The organism is Aliiroseovarius subalbicans, assembly GCF_022678625.1.
GTDB classification, from domain to species: domain Bacteria; phylum Pseudomonadota; class Alphaproteobacteria; order Rhodobacterales; family Rhodobacteraceae; genus Aliiroseovarius_A; species Aliiroseovarius_A subalbicans.
On record NZ_JALBYQ010000004.1, the window covers coordinates 378,311 to 403,907 of the forward strand.

Genomic DNA, 25,597 nt, shown 5'->3' on the forward strand with positions numbered 1-25,597 from the left:
TAAGGGTCCTATGTTGGCGTTAAACCTTGGCTAGCCCGTTGCCACATTAAGAATGCTCTGCTACACCCCACGCGATTTTGATGAAACGCGAACATGCGCGGCATCTATAGGCCGCCCCGATCTGTCGATGGCAGATCACGAAGGGGCTAAAGACATCGGAAGGGTGGACGTGTCCGAACCAGTCTCGATCTCAACGGGTATTGCCCAGCGATATGCCTCGGCCATTTTTGAATTGGCCAAAGAGGGTAAGAAATTGAAAGCGGTCGAGGCGGACGTTGACGCCCTGGACGCCGCTCTCGCCGAGAGCAGCGACTTTGCTGCCCTGATCTCTTCGCCGGTTGTGACCCGCGAAGAGCAGGGGGCCGCGGTCGCCGCGATTGCCAAGAAAATGAAGCTGTCGCCGATGGTGACGAATGCTCTGGCGCTGATGGCCCAGAAGCGTCGCCTGTTCGTGCTTCCGCAACTGACCGCCGCCTTGCGCGACGCGATTGCCGAAGACAAAGGCGAAGTGACCGCTGACGTGACCGCCGCCAAGGCGATGACGAAGGCGCAACAGGACAAACTGGCCAAGGCGCTGAAGGCGTCCATTGGCAAGGATGTGAAGATCAAACTGGCCGTTGATGAAAGCCTCATCGGCGGTCTTGTCGTTAAAGTGGGTTCGAAGATGATCGATAGCTCGATCCGCTCGAAACTCGACTCCCTGCAGAATTCCATGAAAGAGGTCGGATAATGGGTATCCAAGCAGCCGAAATCTCTGCGATCCTTAAGGAGCAGATCAAGAACTTTGGCCAAGACGCCGAAGTGGCCGAGGTCGGCCGCGTGCTTTCCGTCGGTGACGGTATCGCCCGCGTGCACGGTCTGGACAACGTCCAAGCCGGTGAAATGGTCGAATTCCCCGGTGGTATCCGCGGTATGGCCCTGAACCTCGAAGCCGACAACGTCGGTGTCGTGATCTTCGGTTCCGACCGGGACATCAAAGAAGGTGACACGGTCAAGCGCACCAACTCGATCGTGGACGTGCCCTCGGGCGACGCTCTGCTGGGTCGTGTTGTCGACGGTCTGGGCAACCCGATTGACGGCAAGGGTCCGATCAAGACGAAAACCCGCGCCGTGGCAGATGTCAAAGCCCCGGGCATCATCCCGCGTAAGTCGGTTCACGAACCGATGGCGACCGGCCTGAAATCGGTCGACGCGATGATCCCGATCGGCCGTGGCCAGCGTGAGCTGATCATTGGTGACCGTCAGACCGGCAAGACCGCCGTTGCCCTAGACGCGATCCTGAACCAGAAGTCCTATAACGAAGCCGCTGGCGACGACGAGAACAAGAAGCTTTACTGCGTCTATGTTGCTGTTGGCCAGAAGCGGTCGACTGTGGCTCAGCTGGTGAAGAAGCTGGAAGAAAGCGGCGCGATCGAATACTCGATCGTCGTGGCAGCGACCGCCTCCGACCCCGCGCCGATGCAGTTCCTGGCCCCCTATGCCGCGACCGCGATGGCCGAGCACTTCCGCGACAACGGCCGCCACGCGCTGATCATCTATGATGACCTGTCCAAGCAGGCTGTGTCCTATCGTCAGATGTCGCTGCTGCTGCGTCGTCCGCCGGGGCGTGAAGCTTACCCGGGTGACGTGTTCTACCTTCACTCCCGCCTGCTGGAGCGTTCGGCCAAGCTGAACGAAGACTTCGGCTCGGGCTCGCTGACGGCTCTGCCGATCATCGAAACCCAGGGCGGCGACGTGTCGGCCTTTATTCCGACCAACGTGATTTCGATCACCGACGGCCAGGTCTTCCTGGAATCCGAGCTGTTCTACCAGGGTATCCGCCCGGCCGTGAACACCGGTCTGTCGGTGTCGCGTGTTGGCTCCTCGGCCCAGACCAAGGCGATGTCCTCGGTTGCCGGCCCGGTGAAGCTGTCGCTGGCTCAGTACCGCGAAATGGCTGCCTTTGCGCAGTTCGGCTCGGACCTGGACGCCTCCACCCAGCAGCTGCTGGCCCGTGGTGCCCGTCTGACGGAACTGATGAAGCAGCCGCAGTATTCGCCGCTGACCAACGCCGAAATCGTTTGCGTCATTTATGCGGGCACGAACGGGTACCTGGACAAGGTCGACGTGAAAGAAGTCGGTCGCTTCGAGGCTGGCCTGCTGAACCATCTGCGGTCCAACCATGCCGACCTGCTGGCCGACATCACCGACAACGATCGCAAGGTGAAAGGCGAGCTGGAAGACAAGGTTAAAGTCGCCTTGGACGCGTTCGCTGCTGACTTCGCTTAAGGGGGACATAGGCAATGCCTTCTCTCAAGGACCTTAAAAACAGGATCGAAAGTGTCAAATCGACACGGAAGATCACCAAGGCCATGCAGATGGTGGCCGCCGCAAAACTGCGGCGGGCACAGGAAGCTGCCGAGGCATCGCGGCCCTATACCGCACGGTTCAATGCCGTGATGGCGGGGCTGGCGGCGTCGGCCGGGGGCGGTGATGCGCCCAAGCTTCTGGCGGGCACGGGCTCCGATCAGGTTCACCTTCTGGTGGTCATGACGGCGGAACGTGGTCTCTGCGGTGGTTTCAACTCGTCGATCGCCAAGATGGCGCGCGCCAAAGCCCAGGAGCTTCAGGCTCAGGGCAAGACGGTTAAGATCCTGACCGTCGGCAAGAAAGGCCGCGAGCAGCTGAAGCGCGATTTAGAAGATCTGATGATCGACCACGTCGATTTGTCCGAGGTGAAGCGTCTGGGCTACAACCACGCCCAGGGCATCGCCGCGGACCTGATCAACCGCTTCAACGCGGGTGAATTCGATGTGGCGACAATGTTCTTCAGCCGCTTTGAAAGCGTGATCAGCCAAGTGCCGACAGCCACGCAGATCATCCCGGCCTCGTATGAAGCCAGCGATGAAGACGCCGCAGACAGCGCGACGGTCTATGACTATGAGCCCAGCGAAGAAGGCATTCTGGCAACCCTGCTCCCCAGCGGCGTGGCCACCCAGCTCTTCTCGGCACTGCTTGAAAACGGTGCGTCCGAACAGGGTGCGCGGATGTCCGCAATGGACAACGCGACGCGCAACGCGGGCGATATGATCGACAAACTGACCATCGAATTCAACCGTTCGCGTCAGGCGGTCATCACCAACGAACTTATCGAAATCATTTCGGGCGCCGAGGCGCTCTAAAGGAACCGGAGAAACGATATGGCAAACGCAAAAGGCAAGATCACCCAGGTGATTGGCGCCGTTGTGGACGTTCAGTTCGAGGATGCACTCCCCGAAATTCTGAACGCCCTGGAAACCGACAACAATGGCAACCGTCTGGTTCTGGAAGTCGCCCAGCACCTTGGTGAGAACACGGTCCGCACCGTCGCAATGGACTCCTCTGAGGGTCTGGTGCGTGGTCAGGTCGTGACCGACCTGGGGGAACCGATTTCGGTCCCGGTTGGCACTGGCACCCTGGGTCGCATCATGAACGTGATCGGCGAACCGGTTGACGAAAAAGGCCCCGTGAAGGCGAAAACCCGTCGCGCCATCCACCAGGATGCGCCGGACTTTGCCGAGCAGGCAACGGAATCGGAAGTTCTGACCACGGGCATCAAGGTCATCGACCTGCTGGCCCCCTACGCCAAAGGCGGCAAGATCGGCCTGTTCGGCGGTGCCGGCGTGGGCAAGACGGTTCTGATCATGGAACTGATCAACAACATCGCAAAGGTGCACTCGGGTGTGTCCGTGTTCGCGGGTGTTGGTGAGCGGACCCGTGAAGGCAACGACCTGTATCACGAAATGATCGAATCCGGCGTTATCGTCCCCGATAACCTGGAAGAGTCGAAAATTGCCTTGGTCTACGGCCAGATGAACGAACCTCCCGGTGCGCGTATGCGTGTTGCCCTGTCGGGTCTGACCCTGGCCGAGCAGTTCCGCGACGAAACCGGTGCTGACGTTCTGTTCTTCGTCGACAACATCTTCCGCTTCACGCAGGCTGGTTCCGAGGTGTCCGCACTTCTGGGTCGTATCCCCTCTGCTGTGGGCTACCAGCCGACACTGGCCACCGACATGGGCGCGATGCAGGAGCGCATCACCTCGACCAAGTCCGGCTCGATCACCTCGGTGCAGGCCGTGTACGTCCCGGCCGATGACCTTACCGACCCGGCGCCGGCCACCTCGTTCGCGCACCTTGATGCGACGACCGTTCTGGACCGTGCGATTTCCGAACTTGGCATCTACCCGGCCGTTGACCCGCTTGGCTCGACCTCGCGTCTGCTGGACCCGGCTGTTGTTGGGGAAGAGCACTACACGGTTGCCACGGACGTTCAGGAAATTCTCCAGCGCTACAAGTCGCTGCAGGACATCATCGCCATTCTGGGCATGGACGAATTGTCGGAAGAAGACAAACTGACCGTGGCCCGTGCGCGTAAGATCCAGCGCTTCCTGTCGCAGCCCTTCGACGTGGCGAAAGTGTTCACCGGCTCGGACGGTGTGCAGGTTCCGCTGGACGACACGATCGCGTCGTTCAAGGCTGTTGTGGCTGGCGAATACGATCACCTGCCCGAAGGCGCCTTCTACATGGTTGGCGGCATCGACGAAGTGATCGCCAAAGCCGAGAAAATGGCCGCTGACGCTGCCTAAAGGAGGCCCTCATGGCTGACACGATGCAATTCGACCTGGTCTCGCCCGAGCGGAGCCTTGCTTCGCTTCAGGCGAGCGCAGTGCAGCTGCCCGGGGCCGAAGGCGACATGACGGCAATGCCGGATCACGCGCCGACCATCACCACACTGCGGCCGGGCGTTGTGCGCGTCCAGTCGTCGGAAGGGGATGCGGAATTCGTGGTCACCGGTGGCTTTGCCGAAATCACCGCAACCGGTACTTCGGTTCTGGCCGAGCGTGCGGTTCCGGTGGCTGAGTTTACGCAAGATATGCTGAACGACTTCATGTCCGACGCCATCGATGCGCGTGACAACGCGACCCCCGAGATGCTGGACGACCTGGCAAAACGGGCGACCGAGCTGGCCAGCGTGGCTGCGGATCTGGGACTTTCGGCTAACGCCTGAGCCTGACCGCGCAAGACAATTGAGAAAGCCTCGCCCAAACGGCGGGGCTTTTTCGTTTGCAGCGGTCGCGCGTTCGGGCCACTTAGGGCACGTAACGACGTGGAACGCGACATGGAAAACCGATCAGCTTTGTGGTTCATCCTGGCGACCATCCTTCTGGATGCGATCGGCGTGGGCATCGTGTTTCCCATCATGCCGGACTTGATGGAACGGGTCGGGGCAAGCTCGACCGCCAACGGGGCGGTCTGGGGGGGTGTCCTGATGGCGTCTTATGCCGCCATGCAGTTCCTGTTCTCTCCGATTATTGGTGGTATCTCGGACGCGGTCGGGCGTCGGCCAGTGCTGTTGCTTGCGCTTGTGACCCTGACCGTGGACTACGTGATCATGGCGCTAGCCACGACGTTTTGGATGCTTCTGGTCGGACGGTTGCTGGCGGGGGTCGCAGGCGCGACCTATATCACCGCGACGGCCTATCTCGCAGACATCTCGACGCCTGAGAAACGCGCGGCGAATTTCGGGCTGATCGGGGCGACCTTCGGGATCGGGTTCGTCATGGGGCCGGTGATTGGAGGGGTCGCAGCGGGCTGGCATATCACCGCTCCGTTCTGGTTGGCCGCTGTGTTGGCCGGGCTGAACGTGGTCTTTGGCTTGTTTGTCCTGCCCGAAAGCCTGCCATCGGCCAAACGCCGGCCATTCCGCCGCCGCGATCTGAACCCGTTTTCCTCGATATCAGACGCGTTCCGGCTGCCTGGCTTGGCGCTGCCGCTGACCCTGTTGTTTCTGTTCGAGTTTGCCAACATGGTCTATCCTACGCTGTGGGCGTTCTGGACCCGCGAAGTGTTTGGCTGGAGCGCGGCGATGATCGGCCTGACCCTTGCGGCCTATGGCATTGCGATCACCTTCACCCAAGGCGTGGTTCTGCAACGCATGCTGCCGCGGCTGGGGGAATGGCGCACGTTGATCTTCGCCATGTTGTGTTCGGTGGTCGCCCTGATTGCCTTCGGCTTTCTCGCCTCGGTTCTGGCGATGGTCGTGTTCATCTTCGTGGCAGCCCTGGCCGACATGGCGCCGCCGACGATGACTGCGATGATGTCGAACCAGGTTCCTGAGGATCGTCAGGGTCTATTGCAAGGTGTGATTGCCTCACTTGGGTCGATTGCAGCAGTGATTGCGCCAATGATCCTGACCTTTACGTTCAACCTATTTGCCGCGCCAGAGGCATCGCTATACCTGCCCGGTGCACCGTTCCTGTTGAGTGGCTTGATGATCGCCATCACCCTGCCGCTTTACTGGCGCCTGAAACCCACCTGAACGCTTGCACGCTTTGCGGGATTCAGGCCATTCTGAAACCGGGATGGAAAACAAGGAACCTTCGGAATGCGACGGTTGAGAACGCATAGGCTTGGGGTCGATCAGGGCAGTCAGGTGCTGTTTTCGGACTTCGAACATGATGGTGAGATGTGGACCGGTGAAGGCCCACGCGAATTTCGCCATGCGGTGATGTTCGCCGACGGGGGCTTTGCTGACACACCGTTGGTGCAGGTTGGCATGTCAATGTGGGACATCGATCAAAAAACCAACCAGCGCGTTGATATTTCAGCGGAAAACGTATCTCGGCTTGGGTTTGAAATCGTGTTCCGCACCTGGGGGGATACCCGGGTTGCACGTGTCCGCGCGGACTGGATCGCGATGGGCGAGGTCGAGGATGAGGACGACTGGGCGCTTTACTAAACGCCCGATTCCACGCCTGTCAGCTCAGGAATACATGCCTTCGTAGAGCGGCTCCAACGTGCCGTGATCGAAGAGCGAGGACACGCTTGTGCCACCCCAGATGTTCAGGATCGCCTGGGCGAACATTGGCGCGGTGGGCACGATGCGGATGTTCGGCGCAGCCTTGACCTCGTCCGTCGGCTGGATCGAATCCGTGATGACCAGGCTTTTCATGACCGAGTTCTTGACCCGCTCGACTGCCGGACCGGACATGACACCGTGGGTGATATAGGAATGCACTTCGGTGGCGCCGTGTTCCATCAGGACTTCGGCGGCTTTGCACAGGGTGCCAGCGGTGTCGCAGATGTCGTCGACGATGATGCAGCGTTTGCCGGTCACGTCGCCGATCACGATCATCTCCGCAATTTCGCCGGGCTTCTCACGGCGCTTGTCGACGATCGCCAGGGGCGCGTTGATGCGCTTGGCCAGCTCGCGCGCCCGCGCCACGCCGCCCACGTCGGGCGAGATGACCATCACGTCATCCATATTGTCCTTGAAATGGTGTTTGATATCCAGCGCGAAGATCGGGCTGGCATAAAGGTTGTCGACCGGGATGTCGAAGAACCCCTGAATCTGGGCTGCATGGAGGTCCATCGTTAGCACGCGTTCGATGCCCGACTTACCGATCATGTTGGCGACCAGCTTGGCGGAAATCGGTGTGCGGGCCTTGGTGCGCCGATCCTGACGGGCATAGCCGAAATAGGGGATCACGGCGGTCATGCGTGCGGCGGACGACCGGCGCAGCGTGTCCGAGATGATCAGAAGCTCCATCAAGTTGTCGTTGGCCGGGTTTGAGGTCGGCTGGATGATGAACATGTCCTCGCCGCGCACGTTCTCATAGACTTCGACGAAGATCTCGCCGTCGTTGAAACGTTCAACCCGCGCATCGACCAGACCCATGGCGGTTCCGCGGTGCATCGACATGCGTTTGGCGACCCCTTCCGCAAGCGGGCGGTTGGCATTGCCGGAAATCAGTTTCGGTTCGGTGATGGAAGGCATGGCAGCAGGTCCCCGGGGCAGTTCTGAGTGACAGAATCGTGACGTTGACACCCAATACCACCCAGATAGATTCCTTGAAACAGCCCGCACGCAAACGGAGACCGAATATGGCCCATATTGACTACTTTTTCACCACGTTGTCCCCCTGGGCCTTTCTCGCCGGTCAAGAGCTTGAGGAAATCGCCGCGCGACACGGTGCGACGATCACCTACAAGCCACTGGATATTGCCGGGCTGTTTGCCCGGACCGGGGGCACGATGCCGGCAGACCGGCACCCTTCGCGGTTGGACTACCGCCTTCAGGAATTGCGGCGGCAGGCAAAGAAACGCGGGGTCGACTTGAACCCTAAACCACCTTTTTGGCCCACCAACGCGGCGCCTTCATCCTATGCCATAATTGCGGCGCAGGCGGCGGGCGGGGGCGATTTGGGCGCGCTGGTGCATGGCATCATGCGGGCCTGCTGGATTGAGGGGCGAGATATTGCCCAAGACGACGTAATCCGCGACTGCTTGACGGCAGCGGGGTTCGACCCGGCACTTGCCGACAGCGGGCTTCTTGCCGGGGCCGAAACCTACGGCCGCAACCTGGAAGAGGCGGTGGCGGCTGGCGTGTTCGGCGCACCGTTCTATATCACCGATGGGGATGAACGGTTCTGGGGACAGGACCGCTTGGGCGATCTGGATGCGCATCTGTCCGGCGCGCTCTGATGCCGCTTGAAACCGTGGCCGGTGCGACCACCTTTGTGTCGCGCAGCGGTTCGGGTGTGCGTCGTACCTTGTTCGTTCATTGCTCGCTGGCCCATTCCGGTGCTTGGCGCGGAGTAGAACGCCTGCTGACCCGCCAACTGGCCATGACCGCGCTTGATCTGCCCGGACACGGGCGCAGCGCAGATTGGGACGGGCAGGGCGATTACCAGGGGCAAGCCGCGCGCATCGTCGAGGCGTTGATCGACAGGCCGCTGGACCTTGTGGGCCACAGCTATGGTGCCACTATTGCGCTGCGGATCGCGCAACGCCACCCGGGCAAGGTGCGAAGCTTAACCCTGATCGAACCAGTGCTGTTCCACGCAGCCCGCGCGGCGCCGGAATACGCGGCATACATGGATGGGATGAAGGATTTTGAGGCAGCCATTGAGGTTGGGGACCGCCCATTGGCCGCGCGTCTGTTCAACCGGGTCTGGGGTACCGGTCAGCCCTGGGATGCGATCCCCGAGCTGCAGCGTCAGGCGATGATCGACCGCATCCACCTGATCCCCGCCGGGGCGCCGGTGACAAACCACGATGTGAATGGACAGGCCGCTCCCGGCGCGCTTGAGGCTGTCGCCCTGCCGGTGCTGTTGATCGAAGGGTCGAAATCTCCGCCGATCATTTCCGCCGTGCACCGCGTGCTTGATGCGCGTCTGCCCGACACCCGTCGCGTCGTGGTTGCCGGGGCCGGGCACATGGTGCCAATCACGCATCCGAAGGCGGTTGCGGGAGAGCTGAAAGCGTTCCTGAAGCTGTGAGTTTTGCGGATCAGCCGCGCGCAAGTTCCAGAAAACGATCAACATTCTCATTTGTGGTGGACCAGTCACAGACCATGCGCGCGGTCAGCACTTCATTGGGGTCGTCGCCCTCAAGCGACCCCTCCCAGACATAGTATTTCGCGCCGGCCTCGTGCAGTTTTTTGTGCCCGGCCCGCGACCAACCGGCAAAGCCCATGTTGGCCTGCGGGTCATACAGATAGGCCGCGCCGTCGATCAGATTCAGGCCAGCGACCAGCCGGGCGTTGGCGGCGTTGGCCCTGCGGGCAAGGTCCATCCACAGCCCGTCATTGAGATAGCCCAGCATCTGCGCAGACAGGAACCGGTGTTTTGAGAACAGATGCGCCCCCCGTTTGCGGCGCAATTCAAATTCCCAGGCGCGTTTCGGATCGAACATCACGACCGCCTCGACCCCCATGCAGCCGTTCTTGGTGCCGCCCAGGCTGACCACGTCGACACCGGCCTGCCAGGTCATCTCGGCGGGGCTGGCGTTGGTGGCGACCAGGGCGTTGGCGAACCGTGCGCCGTCCATATAAACCGGCAGGTCATAGTCTTTCGCAACCCGGGTCAGGGCTTGGATTTCAGCGACCGAATAGACCGTGCCGCGTTCGGTCACATTGGTCAGCGACACCGGTCCACGCTGCGGGCCATGCACACCGCGGCTTTCCTCGGCCTGGATAGATTTGCGCAGGGCGTCGGGGGACATCTTAGCATTGTCGGCCGGGACCAGGGTCAACTTGGCGCCGCCCATGTAGAATTCGGGCGCATTGCATTCATCTTCGTGGATATGCGCCTCGGGGGTGCAGAACACCGTTTCCCAAGGGTTGGTCAGACTGGCCAGCGACAAGACATTGGCCGCGGTGCCGGTGGCGACCAGGTAGACGGCCGCTTCTGGCGCCTCGAACACATCGCGCACCTGGTCGCGCACCTGCGTCATCAGGTCGTCGTCGCCATAGGGCGTCGCGTATCCGGTGTTGGCATCGGCAACCGCCTGCATGATCTGCGGGTGCACCGGGCCGGTATTGTCAGAGGCGAAAAACATCAGTGTGGCTCCTCGATCAGGTGATCTTCCCATTCGTCTTCGGGGATTTCGAATTCGGGTATGGTCCAGCCCTGCACGCTGTGCCCACCCGCATGCATGCGGTCCGGGGATCCGGTCAGAAGCGGATGCCAGTCGGGCAGCGGCTTGCCCTCATGGCGCAAGCGATAGGCACAGGAGGCGGGCATGAAATAGGACGACGTTTCGATGTTCTCCGGTGTGAACACGATGCATTCGGGCACGATGTTCAGGCGGATATCATACTGGGAACATTGGCAGGTTTCGTCATCCAGCAATTTGCAGGCAATGCGGGTGAAGACCACGCGACCGGTGTCCTCGTCCTCAAGCTTGTTCAGACAACACTTGCCGCAGCCATCGCAAAGCGCCTCCCATTCCGGGCGGGTCAATTTGGCAAGCGGCAGCTGCCAGAACTTGGGGCGAAGGGTGTTGGTCATCGACGCACTTTACGCAAGGATGACGGAAAGGGAAGGGTCACAATGCAGCAAGGATGTCGCGTGCGCGGGTGCAATCTGCGTCCATCTGGGCGATCAGGGCGTCCAGGCTGTCGAACACGGCTTCCGGGCGCAGGTAGTCCACCAAGGCGACCGAGATATGCTCCCCATAAATGTCGCCTTTGAAATCGAAGATGAAGCTTTCCAGGTTGGGCAGGTTTTCCCCAAACATCGGGCGCGTGCCCATGCTGGCCGCCCCGCCGTATTCACCTGCGTGGGGTCCGGTCAGAACTTCGACTTTCACCACGTAGACGCCGAACTTTGGCGGGTGCAGCCCTGCGATGGACAGGTTCGCGGTTGGATACCCCAGGTCGCGGCCCCGTTGGTCGCCGCGAATGACCTCTCCGTCGATCCGGTGCCAGTGGCCCAGCATGCGAGCCGCATCCCGCGGCAGGCCTTCCGTCAAGGCTGTGCGGATCGCGGTTGAGCTGACCTCGCCCACTTCGTCGGACATTAACGGCGCGATGGTGACGCCAAAGCCCAGGTTCCGACCCAATGCTTTGAGCCCATCGGGCGTGCCGGCGCGGTCCTTGCCAAAATGGAAATCCTCGCCTACGACCACGTGGGTCAGCCCCAGCCCCTCGGCGATCACGTCCTGCGCGAACTGGCGCGGGGTCAAGGCCGACAGGGTGTCGTTGAAGCTGAGCTCATAAAGGCGCGCAACCCCCAGTTTCTCCAACCGGTGTGCCCGTGTTTCGGCGTTCATCAGGCGAAAGGCGGGGGATGTCGGCGCGAAGTATTGGCGCGGATGCGGCTCAAACGTCATGACACCCAGCGGGGCACCGCTGTCGCGCGCCACCTTGCGCGCGATGTCGATCACATACTGGTGGCCCAGGTGGACGCCATCGAAATTGCCGATTGCGGCCGAGGCGCCGCGATCATCGGCCGTGGTGAATTGGTGGTCCCGGATGATGCGCATGGGATCGCCTTAGCCTTCTGTGAAAGACGGTGCAAACAAACTTTTCTAGAAAAGTTTGGCGGTGCTGAATTTTCTTGAAAATTCAGAGGGGAATCAGTCAAATTTGCGCGAAGGTGCCAAAACTTTCGCTTCACCCTTCAGAACCGGTTTGCCCTTGATTTTGCATTCGGTCTTCAGCGTCACGCGGCGTTTGGAATGGTCAATGTCCATGACCGTGACCTCGGCCGTCACCACGTCACCAGGGCGCACCGGTGCCAGGAAAGTCAGGCTTTGGCCCATGTATACGGTGCCGTGGCCTGGCAGTTGTTCGCCGATCACCGCCGAGATCAGACCAGCGGTCAGCATGCCGTGGGCGATGCGGCCCTCAAAGATCGTTTCCTGGGCATAGTCTTCGTCCAGGTGAACCGGATTCCGGTCGGTCGAGACCTCGGCAAACAGCTCAATGTCGCGGTCTGTGACCTCTTTGGTCAGATACCGCATCATGCCGATTTCCAAGTCTTCGATGCAGATTGTGCCACGTGGCAGATTATCCAACATCCGATCCTCCGGGTAATTAAAAGACGCCCATGCGCCCGATTAGGAAAGAATATTACTTTGCAGGCGCAGAAAATCAAGCCCCTTTTTCGTCATCTCAGAAAGCCGATAGAGAAGGTCGGGTTGACCATTTCCTTTTCTATAAAGTCACTTAGCGCCTCTGCGTCGGGCTGTCGCAGGGTTTTTGTTTCATCCGCGGCCAGACCGCCGGTTATAAACAGAGAATCGATGTCCTCGCCCTGCGCTCCGGCGATGTCGGTTTGGATGCCATCTCCTACGGCCAAGATTCGGCTTGCTTCGACATCCTTGCCCAAAGCCGCAAGTCTGCGCCGCGACAAGTCGTAGATCGGCGGATGCGGTTTGCCGAAATACAGGCTCACGCCACCCATTTCCGTGTAAAGCCGCGCAACACTCCCGGCGCACCATTCGCGGGACTCGCCTCGGTCCACCACGATGTCGGGATTGGCGCAGAGCAGTTTCAAGCCCTTTTGCTTGGCATACAGGAGCTGCGAACGCAGGTCGGACGGGTCGGCATGGGGATCAAACGGGCCGCAGCAGACGATGCCCTCGGCGTCCTCCAGCGCGACCTCCTGAATGCCCGCGGGGGTGTCGACCAGAGACAAAGGGTCGAAAAAGCTGCGGTCGTGTTGTTCCCCCATGAACCAGACCTTTTCACCCACAGCACCGGTGAACATTGCGACACGTGCCGAATCGCCCGAGGTCGCAATCGTGTCCCAGCAATCTTCGGGCAGGCCCATCTTTTCCAGCTGTCTTTGCACGCTGGCTCGGTGACGCGGCGCGTTTGTGACCAGTACAACGGTGCCGCCCTTGGCGCGAAATGCACGCAGTGCCTCGACCGCGTCGGGCAGGGGGCGCACACCGTCATGCACACAGCCCCAGAGGTCGCAAAACAGGGCGTCATAGGGGGCAGAGATCTCGGCAAGCGATTGGACGATCTTGGTCATGGGGGCCTCGTGAACACGGGAATACACTGCCGCCTTTATCGCAGCATGACCCCGGCTGCGACAACAAAGACAATCGCCGGGGCGTGAAAACCGCATTACCGATTGCAGCGATACAGTCCGAATACAAGCCGGAGGTCGCCATGCAAGGTCTGACGAAACGCGAATTATTATTGATGGGGGGCGCGGCTACGCTTGGCCTTGCGGGTCTGCGCCCGGCGTTGGCCGAGGGTCAGGCCGGGCCGCGCTATGCCCATGCTTTCGTAACGGTAGAGCAGATGAAAGCTGCGAATGCACTGATCGTCGACATTCGTCGACCAGAGGAATGGCAACAGACCGGCGTAATTGACGGCGCGCGCCTGGTTACCTTCAAGGACCCCGCAAGCTTCCTGTCTGAGGTGGGACCAGAGCTGACAGACGGTCGTCCGCTGGTTCTGATCTGTCGGACCGGCAACCGCACCCAAGCCGCCGCAAGCGCGCTTCTGGGTCGGATCCCCAACGCGATCGTGTCCGCCGAGGGCGGCATGTTCAAGTTGATGGCGCTGGGATACCAGACCGTGCGCCCGGGCTGATTGGCCGCAATCGCAACCACAAAAAAATCAAAAGGCCCCGCCGGATCGCTCTGGCGGGGCCTTCTTTATTAGTCGAACCGGATTACAGTTTCAGGTTCGGGATGATTTGTTTTTTGCGGCTGACAACGCCCGGCAAAACGACGGTGTCACCGGTTGCCTCGGCGGCGAAGGACGTCTTGGCCAAGCCCTTCACCAGGTCGTTCGGCACCAGAAGGGTGGCTTCTTCGTTCAGGATGTCGACCACGAACAGGATCACCTGATCCACGCCGTCCTCTTCCGCCACCTTGGGCATGGTGTCCATCAGGCTGGCCTTGCGGTCCAGAACCGTCGCGGGTGCGGTGGTTTCAAGCACCGACACGCGGAACTTGGTGCCTTCGACTTCGTATTCCTTCGAGTCCATACGCAGAAGCTCGGCGTCCGAGAAGGACGACACGTCGGATTTCGCCGCGAACATCTCACCGGCGTAATCCGGGATCGAGATGCCCAGCTCGATCGCCAGGAGGGTGGCAACTTCGCGGTCACGCTCGGTCGTGGTGGGCGAGCGGAATTCCAACGTGTCCGACAGGATGCACGTCAGCATCGCGCATTTGATGTTGTCGGGCATCTTGGCCGCATCATCGCCCATCATGTCGAACATGATAGTTGCTGTGCAAGCGACCGGGCGGATGGTGATGTCGATCGGGCCTTTGGTCTCCAACCCGCCGACCAGCTTGTGGTGGTCGATGATCTGCTGCACGTCGGCGCCATTGATGTTGGCGGGCAGTTCGGCGGGGTTGTTGGTGTCAACCACGACGCAGGCCTGGTCGTCGGCCACGTCTTCGATGATGTCGAGCATGTCGAAGCCCCAGCGGTTCAGCATGAACATGGCTTCGGTGTTGGGCTGGCCCAGCAGAACGGGTTTGGCGTCGTCGCCTTTCACTTCGTTCAGGTACCAGGCCCAGATCAGGGGCGAACCGGTGGAGTCGGTGTCGGGGGATTTGTGGCCGAAAACAAGCGTGGTCATGATGTGCGTCCGTCTGTGTGTGTATTTCGCGCGACTTATAGGCCCGTGTGGGCGTCTTGTCACGGGGGTGTTCGCAGGTGCGGCATTCGGGTAACAAGGGGCATGGCAGGCGTACAGGAAACCGATCTTTATCCCCCCGTGAAAGCGTGGCTTGAGGCGCTGGGCTATGACGTGAAGTCCGAGGTCGGACCGGCGGACGTCGTGGGGCTGCGTGACGGCGCCGCACCTGTGGTGGTGGAGCTCAAACTGGGCTTTTCCCTGACCCTGTTGCAACAGGCCGTGGCGCGTCAGGCGATCAGCGATAGCGTTTACGTCGCCGTGCCGCGTTGGAAGGGCAAGCCGGGATGGCGGGCCTTCAAAGGCAACGTGGGTCTGTGCAAGCGTCTGGGGCTGGGCGTGTTGTCGGTGCAGCTTGAGGATGGGTTCGTGCAAGTGCATGCCGATCCGGTGCCCTTCGTGCCGCGCAAGTCAAACATCAAAAAATCCCGCCTGCTGGGCGAGTTTTCCAAGCGCTCGGGCGATCCAAACCTGGGCGGCACGCGCGGCAAGGTGGTGACCGCCTATCGGCAGGAGGCTGAGCGCTGCCTGGCCTTCTTGCGCGAACACGGGGCGTCGAAGGGCGCTGTGGTGGCCAAAGGGGCTGATGCGCCGCGTGCGACCACGATCATGCGTGACAATCATTATGGATGGTTCGAAAAGGTGGCGCTGGGTGTCTACGCGGCGGTGGAGGATGAGACATGAGAGCGGTTTTGTTTTGGTTTGCCCTGGTCAGCCCGGCGGCAGCTTTTGATACGTTGGAGGAGTTGGGCGGCGGGTTGTTCTTTGACACCAACCTGTCGCTGAACCGTACCCAGAATTGCGCCAGTTGCCATGACCCGGCGAACGGGTTTGTGGACAGCTCCGGTCCGGTTTCCGTCGGCGATGATGGCGTGTCATTGGGCACGCGCAACGCTCCGACGATCACCTATGCCGCCGAAGCCCCGCCGTTTGAGCAACTGGACGAGCATGTCTGGCGCGGCGGGCAATTCTGGGACGGGCGCGCCGCCGATCTGGCCGCTCAGGCGGGCGGGCCGCCCTTGAACCCGGTGGAGATGGCCATGCCGGACAAGGCCAGCGTGGTGGCGCGGTTGCGCGAAAACCTCGATTATGTCGACGCGTTCGACCTGTTGTTCGCCCCGGGTGTGCTGGACGATCCCGAGGCAGGTTTTGCCGCCATGACCCAGGCGATTGCCGCCTTTGAAAGTACGCCCGAGTTTGCCCCTTACGACAGCAAATACGACCTGTTTCTGCGGGGTGAGGCCGAGTTGAGCGAGCTTGAGGAGATCGGCCGCCAGATCTTTCTGTCACCCGAACGCTCGAATTGTGCGCTGTGCCACATGCGGCACATGAACCCGATGGCGCCGGGCGAAACCTTCACGAATTATGAATACCACAACATTGGCGTGCCGCGGGTGGGCGACGGCGCGCCGGACTGGGGGCTTTTGTCGCGTGATGACTTGAAAGACCCGGCGCTGGGCGGGCAGTTCAAGGTGCCGACCTTACGCAACGTGGCGGTGACGGGGCCGTATATGCACAACGGCGTTTTCACCGATCTGCGCAGTGTTGTTCAGTTTTACAACCGCTACCAATGTCCCGGCCCGCCCTGTCAGATCAATCCCGAAACGGGTCGGTACTGGGGCGATCCGCCGATCCCGATGACTCTGTCGGTCAGTGAGCTGACCGAAGGGCGCATGCTGGGTCGGTTCGAGGTCGACGCACTGGTGGCATTTCTGAAGACGCTGACCGACGCGCGCTACGAGCATTTGCTGGTGGACTAGGTCGCGCTGCTTGCCGATGCTGCACTGCGGCGGAAAAAGTCCTTGGTCCGCCCGTTGACTCCCTCAAAAACGAACCCTAACTATGCGCCGTTAGCACTCGCCCATGGTGAGTGCCAAGTGAAGCAAAACTAGAGCTAGGGAGCCTTAAAAATGGCATTTACTCCGCTGCATGACCGCGTGCTGGTCCGCCGTGTTGAAAGCGACGAGAAAACCGCGGGTGGGCTTTACATCCCCGAGAGCGCGAAAGAAAAACCGGCTGAAGGCCTGGTTGTGGCCGTTGGCGCTGGCGCCAAGGACGACGATGGCGATCGCATCGCGATGGACGTCAAGGAAGGCGACAAGATCCTGTTCGGCAAATGGTCCGGCACCGAGATCACGATCGAAGGCGAAGAGCTGCTGATCATGAAAGAGAGCGACATCATGGGCATCATTGCCTGATCGTTTCTCTGATCTGACTTTTCCCTGACAACAACAGAATTTACTAGGAGACAGCAATATGGCTGCTAAGGACGTGAAGTTCGACACCGATGCCCGCAATGCAATGCTGCGTGGCGTCAACATTCTGGCCGACGCCGTCAAGGTCACGCTGGGCCCCAAAGGCCGCAACGTGGTTCTGGACAAAAGCTTCGGCGCCCCCCGCATCACCAAGGATGGTGTGTCGGTTGCCAAAGAGATCGAGCTGGAAGACAAGTTCGAGAACATGGGCGCGCAGATGGTGAAAGAAGTCGCCAGCCGCACCAATGACGAAGCCGGCGACGGCACCACCACTGCGACCGTGCTGGCCCAGGCCATCGTGCGCGAAGGTCTGAAGCAGGTTGCTGCTGGCCTGAACCCGATGGACTTGAAGCGCGGTATCGACCTGGCGACCGCCAAGGTTGTCGAAGGCATCAAGGCTGCGGCCCGCGAAGTGAAGGACTCGGCCGAAGTGGCCCAGGTCGGCACCATTTCGGCCAACGGCGAAAGCGACATCGGTCAGCAGATCGCAGACGCGATGCAGAAGGTCGGTAACGAAGGTGTCATCACCGTCGAAGAGAACAAAGGTCTGGAAACCGAGACCGTTGTCGTCGAAGGCATGCAGTTCGACCGTGGCTTCCTGAGCCCCTATTTCGTGACCAACCCGGACAAGATGATCGCCGATCTGGACGATTGCCTGGTTCTGCTGCACGAAAAGAAACTGTCGTCGCTTCAGCCGATGGTTCCGCTGCTCGAAGCCGTGATCCAGTCGCAAAAGCCGCTGCTGATCATCGCCGAGGACGTTGAGGGCGAAGCCCTGGCAACCTTGGTTGTGAACAAGCTGCGTGGCGGTCTGAAAATCGCTGCCGTCAAGGCACCGGGCTTCGGCGATCGCCGCAAGGCCATGCTGCAGGACATCGCCATTCTGACCGGTGGTCAGGTGATCAGCGAAGACCTGGGCATGAAGCTTGAGTCGGTCACGATGGACATGCTTGGCACTGCCAAGAAGATCGAAATCACCAAGGACGAAACCACTATCGTCGACGGTGCCGGTGAAAAAGCCGAGATCGAAGCACGTGTTGCCCAGATCCGCACTCAGGCCGAAGAAACCACCTCGGACTATGACCGTGAGAAACTGCAAGAGCGCGTGGCCAAACTGGCCGGTGGTGTTGCCGTGATCCGCGTCGGTGGCATGACCGAAGTTGAAGTCAAGGAACGCAAAGACCGCGTTGATGACGCCCTGAACGCGACCCGTGCGGCCGTGCAGGAAGGCGTGATCGTCGGTGGCGGCGTTGCTCTGGTTCAGGCTGGCAAGGCACTGGAAGGTCTGGAAGGCGAGAACTCGGATCAGAACGCCGGGATCGTCATCGTGCAGAAAGCCATCGAAGCGCCGCTGCGCCAGATTGCTGAAAACGCCGGTGTCGACGGCGCCGTGGTTGCTGGCAAAGTTCGCGAAAGCGACGACCTGGCCTTCGGCTTCAACGCACAGACCGAAGAATATGGCGACATGTTCAACTTTGGTGTGATCGACCCGGCCAAAGTGGCCCGGACCGCTCTTGAAGACGCGGCTTCGATTGCTGGTCTGTTGATCACCACCGAAGCCATGGTCGCCGACAAGCCGTCGAAAGACGGCGGTGCGCCCGGTGGCGGCATGCCCGACATGGGCGGCATGGGCGGCATGATGTAATCACGCCTCCCACTGGGATGTGTGAGCAACAGGCTGTTGTTTGAGAAATGGAAAGGGCCTCCCGCGATGGGGGCCCTTTTCGGTTCAGTCGGAAATCTATTTGCGCCGACGTCTTCCATTTGACATGCTGAACGCCAATGTTAAGTGTGTGAACATTTCGCACATAGGGGGACTTCCTGTGCTCAGATCCGTATTCCTTGTCATTCTCATGCTGATCGCCGCACCTGCGTCGGCGGTGCAAAGCTCGGGTTTCGCGTTCGGCGATGACCGGTTTGCGGCGGGCAACAATGTCAGCCACCGCGAAGAGGGCATCGATGATGTCTTCCTGGCGGGCAATTCCGTGACTCTGCGGGCGCCAGTCGCGGGCTCGGCCCATGTGGCCGGGCGGTTCGTGACCGTTTCGGCGCCGGTGGCAGATGCGCTTTATATTGCAGGTGTTGACTTGGACATCGCCGCGCCGATTGGTGGCGACGTCCTGGCGATGGGCGACAAGATCGACATCAGCGCCGCAATCACCGGCGATCTGCGTGCGATGGGCAGCCGCGTCGCGATCAATGCCGCCGTTGCCGAGGCCGCCCTTCTGGCCGGCGAAACCGTTCTGATCGACGCGGCACTTGCCGGGGATGTCAGCATCAGCGCGGCGAATATCGAGTTTGGCAACGCTGCCACGATCGCCGGAGTTTTGCACTTGTATCACAGTGATCCAGACAGCATCGAGGTGCCTGCAAGCGTGATCAGCGCTGACCGCATCGAGTTTCACCCGATCGAAGACTGGGACGGTGTGACCGCCGGTCGCAATGCGGCTGGCTGGTCCTTCATGACCTGGCTGCGTGGCATTCTAGGTGGGATCCTTGTGGTAACACTGCTGGCCACTGCCTTGGCGGCGTTGGCGCCCGATGCTCTGGCACGAATGCGCGAACGTGGGCTCGAATCGCCCCTGCGGACCTTGTGGATGGGGTTCCTGGCCCTGTCTGCCGCCGCCGGGTCGCTGTTTTTGTTCGCCGCCACTGGCATTGGGGTCTTGCTCGTTCCGGTCTCGATCCTTGCTGCGCTGCTTCTGGGCTTTGCAGGCTATGTGATCGGGGTCTACGTGCTGGGCGTTGGTGTGATGGGCGCGGCCGGTCGGCCGAACCCGGAAACGCTTCTGGAACGGGCCACTGCGGCATTGGCCGGTGCGTTTCTTATCACCGTCCTGTCCTTCGTCCCCTTCGTGGGTTGGATCGTGGTGCTGGGCATTGCCGTGATGGGCGCGGGTGCGCTTATCATCCGCCTGTTCGCACCGGGCTTCCACACCGAAGTGCGCGGCTGATCCATTTCAAGACCTGATAAGGGGCGTGGCGGGACACTGCCGCGCCCTTTTGCATGCGCTACCTCCACCGATGGACCAAGGGCTTGAGCTGCAATGCCAATGGCGAAGCCGGCAAAACCCTGCCCGTTCCCCTTCCCTGTGACAAGCCGCCCCTCGCACAGCACCGCCCGGCACCCTATCTTGGACGCATGAGACTTTTGTTGGCCTTTCTGCTGTTGTTCGTTCCGCTCACCGCGCGCGCCGATTGCGTCGTGCTTTTGCACGGCCTGGCCCGGTCGCCTTCGTCCCTTCTGGTAATGGAGGAGGCGCTGAACCAGAGCGGTTATGACGTGGTGAATCAGGGTTATCCCTCGACCGAAGCAACGGTGGATGAACTGGTTGAGGCCGCTCTGCCCGAGGCGGTGGCCAAATGCGGCCCGCAGAATGTGCATTTCGTCACCCATTCGATGGGTGGCATCCTTGCCCGCGTCTGGCTTGAGAACCATCGTCCAGATCAGATGGGGCGCGTCGTGATGATGGCCCCACCGAATCACGGCAGTGAACTGGTCGACGTATTTGGTGATCTGGATCCCTTCGCCTGGGTGAACGGCCCCGCCGGGCTGCAATTGGGGACGGGCGAAGGCTCAGTTCCGAACAGTGCGGGTTTGCCTGCGTTCGAACTGGGTATCATCGCCGGCAACCGATCGTTGAACCCGATCTTTTCGGCTGTGATCGAGGGTGAGGATGACGGCAAGGTCAGCGTCGACAGTACGCGTATCGCCGGGATGACCGATCACATCGTTTTGCCGGTCACACATACGTTCATGATGGTGAATCCGCTGGTCATCGCTCAGGTGATCGGGTTCCTGGAAAACGGAGCGTTCGAGCCGGATCTGACCATCGCCATGGTGCTGGACCGCATCGCGCGCGAAGCTGGGTATCGCTAGCGCTCAGCGCAGCGGACCGGTCTTGTAAAGCCGCACACTCAGTCCACCATGCGGCACCGACGCACCTAGCGGCAAGAAGGGCAGTTTGGTCGCCTTGGCCAGTCCCGCGTCGCTGGTGACAATGCCCACGCGCCAGCCGGAAAACCGCTCCTGCAACACCTTGCCCAGCGTGCCATAGAGCGCGAACAGAAGGTTTCGGTTGCCGATCCGCGCGCCATAGGGCGGGTTTACCATGACCAGACCGGGCGGGCCGTCCGGCGGAGCGATGTCTGCGACGGCGCTGTGGTGGAAGGTGCAAAATTCGCCCACCCCCGCTCGCGCAGCGTTTTTCGTTGCCATGTCGATGGCTCCGGTGTTGCGGTCCGAGCCGTAAAACCGGTTCTCTGGCGTTTGGGTCGGTGGAGCTTGCCGCAGAGCTTCCCAGGCGTCGGCATCGAAATTCGCCAACTGCTGGAAGGCAAAGCCGCGCGACCGGCCCGGTAACAGCCCAGCAGCGATCTCGGCGGCTTCGATCACGAAGGTGCCCGATCCGCACATCGGGTCCAGCACCGGCTCGTCCCCGGTGAAACCGCAATCGCGCAGGAACAGCGAAGCCAGCGTTTCGCGCATCGGAGCCTTGCCCACGGCCTCTTTGTGGCCCCGCTTGTGCAGGCTTTCACCGGATGTATCGAGCGAGAAGGTGCACAGGTTGTCGTCGATCCGGCACTTCACCGTGATCGCGGCAGCCTTGTCGATCTGGATACCATGCGCCTCACGCAGCGCCGTCTCAATACGCTGGGTGGCGGCCCCGGCGTGGTAGATTTTGGACTTGCGGTTGGTGGTGACCTCAACCCGGACAGGTAGATCAGGGCGCAGGGTGTCGCCCCAGGGAAACTTGCGCGCGCGCTTGTCCAATTGGGCCAGGTGGAAGGCGCGAAACTCACCGATCCGGGCCAGAACACGGGTCGCACCGCGCAGGGTCAGGTTGGCGCGCCAGACATCGGGCCAGCTGCCGCGAAAGGTGACACCACCGGGGCAGGGGGTTGCGCCCTGAAACCCCGCGGCGCGGGCCTCGTCAACCAGCACCCGTTCAAGCCCCGGCGTGGCGACCAGAAAAATCTCGAAATCAATGTGTTCCATGCAGGTTGCATAGTGCGAAACGCGCAAGGGCGCGACCGGTTTCTGATCCGGCGGCGGCCTTTCAGCTTTCCGGGTATTTCTGCGCCAATTGCATGAAAACAATGCGCAGCGGGCTACACGGCCTGACTGTGCCCACTCTCGCTCATGTCATAGGCGTCGAAGTAGCGCGCGATGATGCGGGCCAGGGGCTTGGCGTCGTCCAGGATGGTCAACACGCCGTCCTCCAGCGTTACCGTCTCCGGCAGCGCCTCCTGCAAACCGTCGCACATGGCCACAAGATCGGCCAGCGGGGTGTCCAGTTCCTGCGCCACCTGGTTCAGGTCCGCCCTGTAGTCACACAGCAGCATCTCGATGATACGCCCGCGGGTGAAATCATCGCCGCCGAAGGCATGACCGCGCGCGGCGGGCAACTCGCCATTCAGAACCCGGGTCTGATACTTTCCCGTGGCCGGTTCATTCTGCGCAAAACCTTGTGGATACCGCGAGATCGAGCTTGCGCCGACACCGATCAGAACCTCGGATTTGTCCTCGGTATAGCCCTGGAAGTTCCGCTTCATCGTGCCGTTCTGGTGCGCGATTTCCAGCCCGTCCGTGGGCAGAGCGAAATGATCGATGCCGATCTCGGCAAAGCCGTCGGCCACAAACAGATCGCGGGCGGTGTTGAACAGTTCCAACCGTTCTTCTGGCGACGGCAGCGCGTCGGTCGGGATCAGGGTCTGACGCCGGGCCATCCACGGGACATGCGCATAGCCAAACAAAGCGATTCGATCCGGGCCCAGTGACAGCAGCTTTTGCACCGAATCGGACATACGTGCTGTGGTCTGGTGCGGCAGGCCGTACAGGATGTCGGCATTCAGAGATGTGATGCCCCGTTCGCGCAGGCCCTCAACGGCGTCGCGGGTGACTTCATAGCTTTGTGGGCGGCCGATGACCTCTTGGATCATCGGGTCGAAATCCTGGACGCCAATCGAGGCGCGGTTCATCCCGGCCGCGGCCAGTGCGTCCAGCCGCGGGCCGTCGATCTCATTGGGGTCGATCTCGACCGAAAACTGCGCGCCGTCGGCCAGCGGGGCCATGTCGAACACGGCACCGGAGAGGTCTGCGATCATCTCAGGTTCCAGCAGGGTGGGCGTGCCGCCGCCCCAGTGCAGGTGTTCGATGGTCACGCCGGGCGCCAGGCGCTGGGCGATCATCGACAATTCGACCTTTACCGTGTCCAGATAGGCCGCCACCGGTTCGGCCGTGGACGTGCCCTGGGTGCGACAGGCGCAGAACCAGCACAATCGGCGGCAGAACGGCACATGGACGTAGAACGAAATTGACGCCCCTTCGGGAATCGCGGAAATCCAGTCGCCCACCGTTTCGGCGCCGATTCCCGGCTTGAAATGGGTTGCGGGCGGGTAGGAGGTGTAACGCGGCACACGGGCGTCAAAAAGCCCCAGCCGCCTGAGTTGCGTCAGAGTTTGCATTCGGATACGGTCAACACAGAACGGCGCGCACGACTTTGATCAGGATCAAACCGGGAATTCTTTCCGCATGAACGAAATTGCATTCGATTCCAGGGAATGTGGCTCCTGCCCCATTCGGCACCGCGCTGTTTGCGCTCGGTGCGAGCCTGACGAGCTCGATATTCTTAATAATGTGAAGTACTACCGGAACTATGAGGCCGGGCAGCCGGTGTTGTGGGCTGGCGACCAGATGGAGTTTGTGGCCAGCGTGGTCAAGGGAATCGCCTCGCTCAGCCAGACGATGGAAGACGGGCGCACCCAGATGGTCGGGTTGCTGTTGCCGTCCGATTTCATTGGCCGTCCGGGGCGCGACAATGCGCCGTTCGACGTGGTTGCGGTCAGTGACTTGACGATCTGCTGCTTTCGCAAGCGCCCGTTCGAAGAGCTTTTGACAACCACACCGCATATCGGATCGCGCTTGTTGGAAATGACCTTGGATGAACTGGATTCGGCGCGGGAATGGATGCTTGTTCTGGGCCGCAAAACCGCGCGTGAGAAAATCGCAAGCTTGTTGGCGATTCTGGCTCGGCGCGACGCATCGCTGAAAAAACGCCCCGCCGTCAATGGGATGGCGTTTGAACTGCCGCTTACGCGGGAGGCGATGGCGGATTACCTGGGCTTGACCCTGGAAACGGTCAGCCGCCAGATCTCGGCGCTGAAGAAGGCGGGCATCATTTCGCTGGAGGGCAAGCGCCGTGTGGTTATCCCGGAGCTTGAAATCCTGCTTGCCGAGACCGGGGATGACGTCGATGGCGGCCTGATTCCCTGAATTCCCTGCGGATTTACCCGCGCGAGACGATCCCAACACCCAGATACTGACGCCTGCGCCCTCATCGTGCCAGCCAGCGCAGGTCGTGCAGTGGTCGAAACCGGGCAGCTCAGCCCGGTTTCAATTCAGTGCGCCATCAGAATCGGCACTTCCGAGACTTCCAGCATGTGCCGGGTGGCTCCACCCAGAATTGATTCGCGGAACCGTGAGTGACCATAAGCCCCCATGACCAGCAAATCGGCGTTCTGATCCCGCACGTGGCGGTTCAGGATGTCCGACACACGCGGCATCGTGCGTGCCAATACCGATACCTCGGCCCGCACTCCGTGGCGCGACAGCATCTGGCTGAGCGCCCCGCCGGGATCCGAGCGTTCTGGCCCGTGCTGCGGCGGATCGATGATGGCGATCGAGACATTCTCTGCCGCTTGCAGGAACGGCAGGGCCGAGCGAATCGCGCGCAATGCCTCGGTGCTTTCATTCCAGGCGATCACGATGTTGGTGAAACTGCCTGACACTTCGGCATCATCCGGGGTGATCAGGACCGGCACCGCGCCGTTGAACAGCGCCGCCTCGACGATGGCTTCACTGTCATGGCCACGCCCTTCGCCATAGGGGCGTGGCAACACGACCAGGTCGGAAAACCTTGTTCTGTGAGCGATGACGCCGTTCAGGGCCACCATTTGGGCCGAAAGACCGGTGGTTGACCAGTTGATCGCACCGCCTTCCAGCGTCTTGCGGGCCTGATCCTCAAGCGCAAGCGCGTCTTCGCGCGCCTGGGCAAGGTTGTCCTGCACCACCATCGCGGAGGCGCCGGCGTAATAAAAACCGGGTTGCGCGCGATCAAGACCCAGGCAAAGCACATCCAAATGGGCCCCGGCATGTTCTGAAAGGGAGATCGCCGCAGGGAACGAACTTGCGTTCAAAACGGCGTCGGTGAGGATTGTCGTGATGGTTTTATAGGCCATTTCACACCTTCCGAAGACTTCGATAATTCTGGACTGACTTTGCCTTTCAAGGGCCTGCGGCGCTTTGACATGGGTCAAGCCCTTGGAAAGGGGCACGATACATGCGCATTTTGACATGGATCAAAGCGGGATGGACGGTGCGCGTCCAAACCGTGCACAGTCGCAAAGTGCCCCCTTTGACCGACA

27 protein-coding genes are annotated in these 25,597 nt (G+C 61.0%); 17 read left to right on the top strand and 10 right to left on the bottom strand.

Going from position 1 to position 25,597, the window contains the following annotated elements; translation table 11 throughout:
- Positions 1 to 169: 169 nt before the first annotated feature.
- From MN188_RS14560 to MN188_RS14590, 7 genes are all read left to right on the top strand, one after another.
- Positions 170 to 730 (top strand): F0F1 ATP synthase subunit delta, encoded by a 561-nt coding sequence (locus MN188_RS14560; RefSeq protein ID WP_242110008.1) that lies wholly within the window; start codon positions 170 to 172, stop codon positions 728 to 730.
- Entirely contained in the window at positions 730 to 2,268 is a 1,539-nt protein-coding gene (gene atpA, locus MN188_RS14565; RefSeq protein WP_242109932.1) for a F0F1 ATP synthase subunit alpha, read from the top strand. The genes MN188_RS14560 and atpA overlap by 1 nt, the downstream gene beginning before the upstream one ends.
- 14 nt (positions 2,269 to 2,282) lie before the next feature.
- Positions 2,283 to 3,161 (top strand): F0F1 ATP synthase subunit gamma, encoded by an 879-nt coding sequence (locus MN188_RS14570; protein WP_242109933.1) that lies wholly within the window; start codon positions 2,283 to 2,285, stop codon positions 3,159 to 3,161.
- 18 nt (positions 3,162 to 3,179) lie between these two features.
- Positions 3,180 to 4,604, top strand: coding sequence for a F0F1 ATP synthase subunit beta (gene atpD / locus MN188_RS14575; RefSeq protein WP_242109934.1), 1,425 nt, complete (start codon positions 3,180 to 3,182; stop codon positions 4,602 to 4,604).
- Between the two features lie 11 nt (positions 4,605 to 4,615).
- Positions 4,616 to 5,026 carry a F0F1 ATP synthase subunit epsilon gene (locus MN188_RS14580; protein WP_242109935.1) on the top strand — a complete coding sequence of 137 codons (411 nt, stop codon included), beginning with the start codon at positions 4,616 to 4,618 and terminating at the stop codon, positions 5,024 to 5,026.
- 111 nt (positions 5,027 to 5,137) lie between these two features.
- Positions 5,138 to 6,337, top strand: a complete 1,200-nt coding sequence (locus MN188_RS14585) for a TCR/Tet family MFS transporter (protein WP_242109936.1) — start codon at positions 5,138 to 5,140, stop codon at positions 6,335 to 6,337.
- A 66-nt stretch (positions 6,338 to 6,403) separates the two neighbouring features.
- The gene (locus tag MN188_RS14590) at positions 6,404 to 6,757 is read left to right on the top strand and encodes an H-type lectin domain-containing protein (protein ID WP_242109937.1); all 354 of its coding nucleotides are present in this window, start codon (positions 6,404 to 6,406) and stop codon (positions 6,755 to 6,757) included.
- A 24-nt stretch (positions 6,758 to 6,781) separates the two neighbouring features.
- On the opposite strand, the gene MN188_RS14595 is transcribed toward MN188_RS14590, so the two are convergent.
- Entirely contained in the window at positions 6,782 to 7,795 is a 1,014-nt protein-coding gene (locus MN188_RS14595; RefSeq protein ID WP_242109938.1) for a ribose-phosphate pyrophosphokinase, read from the bottom strand.
- A 107-nt stretch (positions 7,796 to 7,902) separates the two neighbouring features.
- Here MN188_RS14595 and MN188_RS14600 point away from each other — a divergent pair, with 107 nt between their 5' ends.
- On the top strand, positions 7,903 to 8,502 hold the full coding sequence (locus MN188_RS14600) for a 2-hydroxychromene-2-carboxylate isomerase (protein WP_242109939.1): 600 nt from the start codon (positions 7,903 to 7,905) through the stop codon (positions 8,500 to 8,502).
- The gene (locus MN188_RS14605) at positions 8,502 to 9,299 is read left to right on the top strand and encodes an alpha/beta fold hydrolase (protein WP_242109941.1); all 798 of its coding nucleotides are present in this window, start codon (positions 8,502 to 8,504) and stop codon (positions 9,297 to 9,299) included. The genes MN188_RS14600 and MN188_RS14605 overlap by 1 nt, the downstream gene beginning before the upstream one ends.
- 10 nt (positions 9,300 to 9,309) lie before the next feature.
- Here MN188_RS14605 and MN188_RS14610 read toward each other — a convergent pair whose 3' ends face one another.
- The 5 genes from MN188_RS14610 to MN188_RS14630 form a co-directional block, all read right to left on the bottom strand.
- Positions 9,310 to 10,359, bottom strand: coding sequence for a threonine aldolase family protein (locus MN188_RS14610; RefSeq protein WP_242109943.1), 1,050 nt, complete (start codon positions 10,357 to 10,359; stop codon positions 9,310 to 9,312).
- Positions 10,359 to 10,811 (bottom strand): YcgN family cysteine cluster protein, encoded by a 453-nt coding sequence (locus MN188_RS14615; protein ID WP_242109944.1) that lies wholly within the window; start codon positions 10,809 to 10,811, stop codon positions 10,359 to 10,361. Before MN188_RS14615 ends, MN188_RS14610 begins: the two co-directional genes overlap by 1 nt.
- A 37-nt stretch (positions 10,812 to 10,848) precedes the next feature.
- Positions 10,849 to 11,787 carry a bifunctional riboflavin kinase/FAD synthetase gene (locus tag MN188_RS14620; protein ID WP_242109945.1) on the bottom strand — a complete coding sequence of 313 codons (939 nt, stop codon included), beginning with the start codon at positions 11,785 to 11,787 and terminating at the stop codon, positions 10,849 to 10,851.
- Between the two features lie 93 nt (positions 11,788 to 11,880).
- Positions 11,881 to 12,324 (bottom strand): MaoC family dehydratase, encoded by a 444-nt coding sequence (locus MN188_RS14625; protein WP_242109946.1) that lies wholly within the window; start codon positions 12,322 to 12,324, stop codon positions 11,881 to 11,883.
- Between the two features lie 89 nt (positions 12,325 to 12,413).
- Positions 12,414 to 13,286 (bottom strand): TIGR01459 family HAD-type hydrolase, encoded by an 873-nt coding sequence (locus MN188_RS14630; protein ID WP_242109947.1) that lies wholly within the window; start codon positions 13,284 to 13,286, stop codon positions 12,414 to 12,416.
- A gap of 140 nt (positions 13,287 to 13,426) precedes the next feature.
- Between MN188_RS14630 and MN188_RS14635 the strand changes: the two genes are divergently transcribed.
- Positions 13,427 to 13,855 (top strand): rhodanese-like domain-containing protein, encoded by a 429-nt coding sequence (locus MN188_RS14635; RefSeq protein WP_242109948.1) that lies wholly within the window; start codon positions 13,427 to 13,429, stop codon positions 13,853 to 13,855.
- Between the two features lie 82 nt (positions 13,856 to 13,937).
- Here MN188_RS14635 and MN188_RS14640 read toward each other — a convergent pair whose 3' ends face one another.
- Complete coding sequence (locus MN188_RS14640) at positions 13,938 to 14,858, bottom strand: manganese-dependent inorganic pyrophosphatase (RefSeq protein WP_242109949.1); 921 nt, start codon at positions 14,856 to 14,858, stop codon at positions 13,938 to 13,940.
- 102 nt (positions 14,859 to 14,960) lie between these two features.
- Between MN188_RS14640 and MN188_RS14645 the strand changes: the two genes are divergently transcribed.
- From MN188_RS14645 to MN188_RS14670, 6 genes are all read left to right on the top strand, one after another.
- Positions 14,961 to 15,599, top strand: coding sequence for a DUF2161 domain-containing phosphodiesterase (locus tag MN188_RS14645; RefSeq protein WP_242109950.1), 639 nt, complete (start codon positions 14,961 to 14,963; stop codon positions 15,597 to 15,599).
- Complete coding sequence (locus tag MN188_RS14650; protein ID WP_242109951.1) at positions 15,596 to 16,675, top strand: cytochrome-c peroxidase; 1,080 nt, start codon at positions 15,596 to 15,598, stop codon at positions 16,673 to 16,675. Before MN188_RS14645 ends, MN188_RS14650 begins: the two co-directional genes overlap by 4 nt.
- A 150-nt stretch (positions 16,676 to 16,825) precedes the next feature.
- On the top strand, positions 16,826 to 17,113 hold the full coding sequence (locus tag MN188_RS14655; protein WP_242109952.1) for a co-chaperone GroES: 288 nt from the start codon (positions 16,826 to 16,828) through the stop codon (positions 17,111 to 17,113).
- 58 nt (positions 17,114 to 17,171) lie between these two features.
- Positions 17,172 to 18,815 (top strand): chaperonin GroEL, encoded by a 1,644-nt coding sequence (gene groL / locus MN188_RS14660; protein ID WP_242109953.1) that lies wholly within the window; start codon positions 17,172 to 17,174, stop codon positions 18,813 to 18,815.
- Between the two features lie 178 nt (positions 18,816 to 18,993).
- Positions 18,994 to 20,124, top strand: coding sequence for a DUF8173 domain-containing protein (locus MN188_RS14665; protein ID WP_242109955.1), 1,131 nt, complete (start codon positions 18,994 to 18,996; stop codon positions 20,122 to 20,124).
- A gap of 188 nt (positions 20,125 to 20,312) precedes the next feature.
- Positions 20,313 to 21,050 (top strand): alpha/beta fold hydrolase, encoded by a 738-nt coding sequence (locus tag MN188_RS14670; RefSeq protein ID WP_242109956.1) that lies wholly within the window; start codon positions 20,313 to 20,315, stop codon positions 21,048 to 21,050.
- Positions 21,051 to 21,053: 3 nt separating this feature from the next.
- On the opposite strand, the gene MN188_RS14675 is transcribed toward MN188_RS14670, so the two are convergent.
- The gene (locus tag MN188_RS14675; protein ID WP_242109957.1) at positions 21,054 to 22,169 is read right to left on the bottom strand and encodes a THUMP domain-containing class I SAM-dependent RNA methyltransferase; all 1,116 of its coding nucleotides are present in this window, start codon (positions 22,167 to 22,169) and stop codon (positions 21,054 to 21,056) included.
- 113 nt (positions 22,170 to 22,282) lie between these two features.
- Positions 22,283 to 23,638, bottom strand: coding sequence for an oxygen-independent coproporphyrinogen III oxidase (hemN, locus tag MN188_RS14680; protein WP_242109958.1), 1,356 nt, complete (start codon positions 23,636 to 23,638; stop codon positions 22,283 to 22,285).
- A gap of 67 nt (positions 23,639 to 23,705) precedes the next feature.
- Between hemN and fnrL the strand changes: the two genes are divergently transcribed.
- A complete protein-coding gene (fnrL, locus tag MN188_RS14685; protein WP_242109959.1) occupies positions 23,706 to 24,446 on the top strand; it encodes a transcriptional regulator FnrL in 741 nt (246 codons plus the stop codon).
- 125 nt (positions 24,447 to 24,571) lie between these two features.
- On the opposite strand, the gene MN188_RS14690 is transcribed toward fnrL, so the two are convergent.
- The gene (locus tag MN188_RS14690; RefSeq protein WP_242109960.1) at positions 24,572 to 25,411 is read right to left on the bottom strand and encodes a universal stress protein; all 840 of its coding nucleotides are present in this window, start codon (positions 25,409 to 25,411) and stop codon (positions 24,572 to 24,574) included.
- Positions 25,412 to 25,597: the final 186 nt, after the last annotated feature.

Coding starts and splice junctions, on each gene's coding strand:
- atpA (WP_242109932.1), top strand. CDS start 730: ATGGGTATCCAAGCAGCCGAAATCTCTGCGATCCTTAAGGAGCAGATC.
- MN188_RS14570 (WP_242109933.1), top strand. CDS start 2,283: ATGCCTTCTCTCAAGGACCTTAAAAACAGGATCGAAAGTGTCAAATCG.
- atpD (WP_242109934.1), top strand. CDS start 3,180: ATGGCAAACGCAAAAGGCAAGATCACCCAGGTGATTGGCGCCGTTGTG.
- MN188_RS14580 (WP_242109935.1), top strand. CDS start 4,616: ATGGCTGACACGATGCAATTCGACCTGGTCTCGCCCGAGCGGAGCCTT.
- MN188_RS14585 (WP_242109936.1), top strand. CDS start 5,138: ATGGAAAACCGATCAGCTTTGTGGTTCATCCTGGCGACCATCCTTCTG.
- MN188_RS14590 (WP_242109937.1), top strand. CDS start 6,404: ATGCGACGGTTGAGAACGCATAGGCTTGGGGTCGATCAGGGCAGTCAG.
- MN188_RS14595 (WP_242109938.1), bottom strand. CDS start 7,795: ATGCCTTCCATCACCGAACCGAAACTGATTTCCGGCAATGCCAACCGC.
- MN188_RS14600 (WP_242109939.1), top strand. CDS start 7,903: ATGGCCCATATTGACTACTTTTTCACCACGTTGTCCCCCTGGGCCTTT.
- MN188_RS14605 (WP_242109941.1), top strand. CDS start 8,502: ATGCCGCTTGAAACCGTGGCCGGTGCGACCACCTTTGTGTCGCGCAGC.
- MN188_RS14610 (WP_242109943.1), bottom strand. CDS start 10,359: ATGTTTTTCGCCTCTGACAATACCGGCCCGGTGCACCCGCAGATCATG.
- MN188_RS14615 (WP_242109944.1), bottom strand. CDS start 10,811: ATGACCAACACCCTTCGCCCCAAGTTCTGGCAGCTGCCGCTTGCCAAA.
- MN188_RS14620 (WP_242109945.1), bottom strand. CDS start 11,787: ATGCGCATCATCCGGGACCACCAATTCACCACGGCCGATGATCGCGGC.
- MN188_RS14625 (WP_242109946.1), bottom strand. CDS start 12,324: ATGTTGGATAATCTGCCACGTGGCACAATCTGCATCGAAGACTTGGAA.
- MN188_RS14630 (WP_242109947.1), bottom strand. CDS start 13,286: ATGACCAAGATCGTCCAATCGCTTGCCGAGATCTCTGCCCCCTATGAC.
- MN188_RS14635 (WP_242109948.1), top strand. CDS start 13,427: ATGCAAGGTCTGACGAAACGCGAATTATTATTGATGGGGGGCGCGGCT.
- MN188_RS14640 (WP_242109949.1), bottom strand. CDS start 14,858: ATGACCACGCTTGTTTTCGGCCACAAATCCCCCGACACCGACTCCACC.
- MN188_RS14645 (WP_242109950.1), top strand. CDS start 14,961: ATGGCAGGCGTACAGGAAACCGATCTTTATCCCCCCGTGAAAGCGTGG.
- MN188_RS14650 (WP_242109951.1), top strand. CDS start 15,596: ATGAGAGCGGTTTTGTTTTGGTTTGCCCTGGTCAGCCCGGCGGCAGCT.
- MN188_RS14655 (WP_242109952.1), top strand. CDS start 16,826: ATGGCATTTACTCCGCTGCATGACCGCGTGCTGGTCCGCCGTGTTGAA.
- groL (WP_242109953.1), top strand. CDS start 17,172: ATGGCTGCTAAGGACGTGAAGTTCGACACCGATGCCCGCAATGCAATG.
- MN188_RS14670 (WP_242109956.1), top strand. CDS start 20,313: ATGAGACTTTTGTTGGCCTTTCTGCTGTTGTTCGTTCCGCTCACCGCG.
- MN188_RS14675 (WP_242109957.1), bottom strand. CDS start 22,169: ATGGAACACATTGATTTCGAGATTTTTCTGGTCGCCACGCCGGGGCTT.
- hemN (WP_242109958.1), bottom strand. CDS start 23,638: ATGCAAACTCTGACGCAACTCAGGCGGCTGGGGCTTTTTGACGCCCGT.
- fnrL (WP_242109959.1), top strand. CDS start 23,706: ATGAACGAAATTGCATTCGATTCCAGGGAATGTGGCTCCTGCCCCATT.
- MN188_RS14690 (WP_242109960.1), bottom strand. CDS start 25,411: ATGGCCTATAAAACCATCACGACAATCCTCACCGACGCCGTTTTGAAC.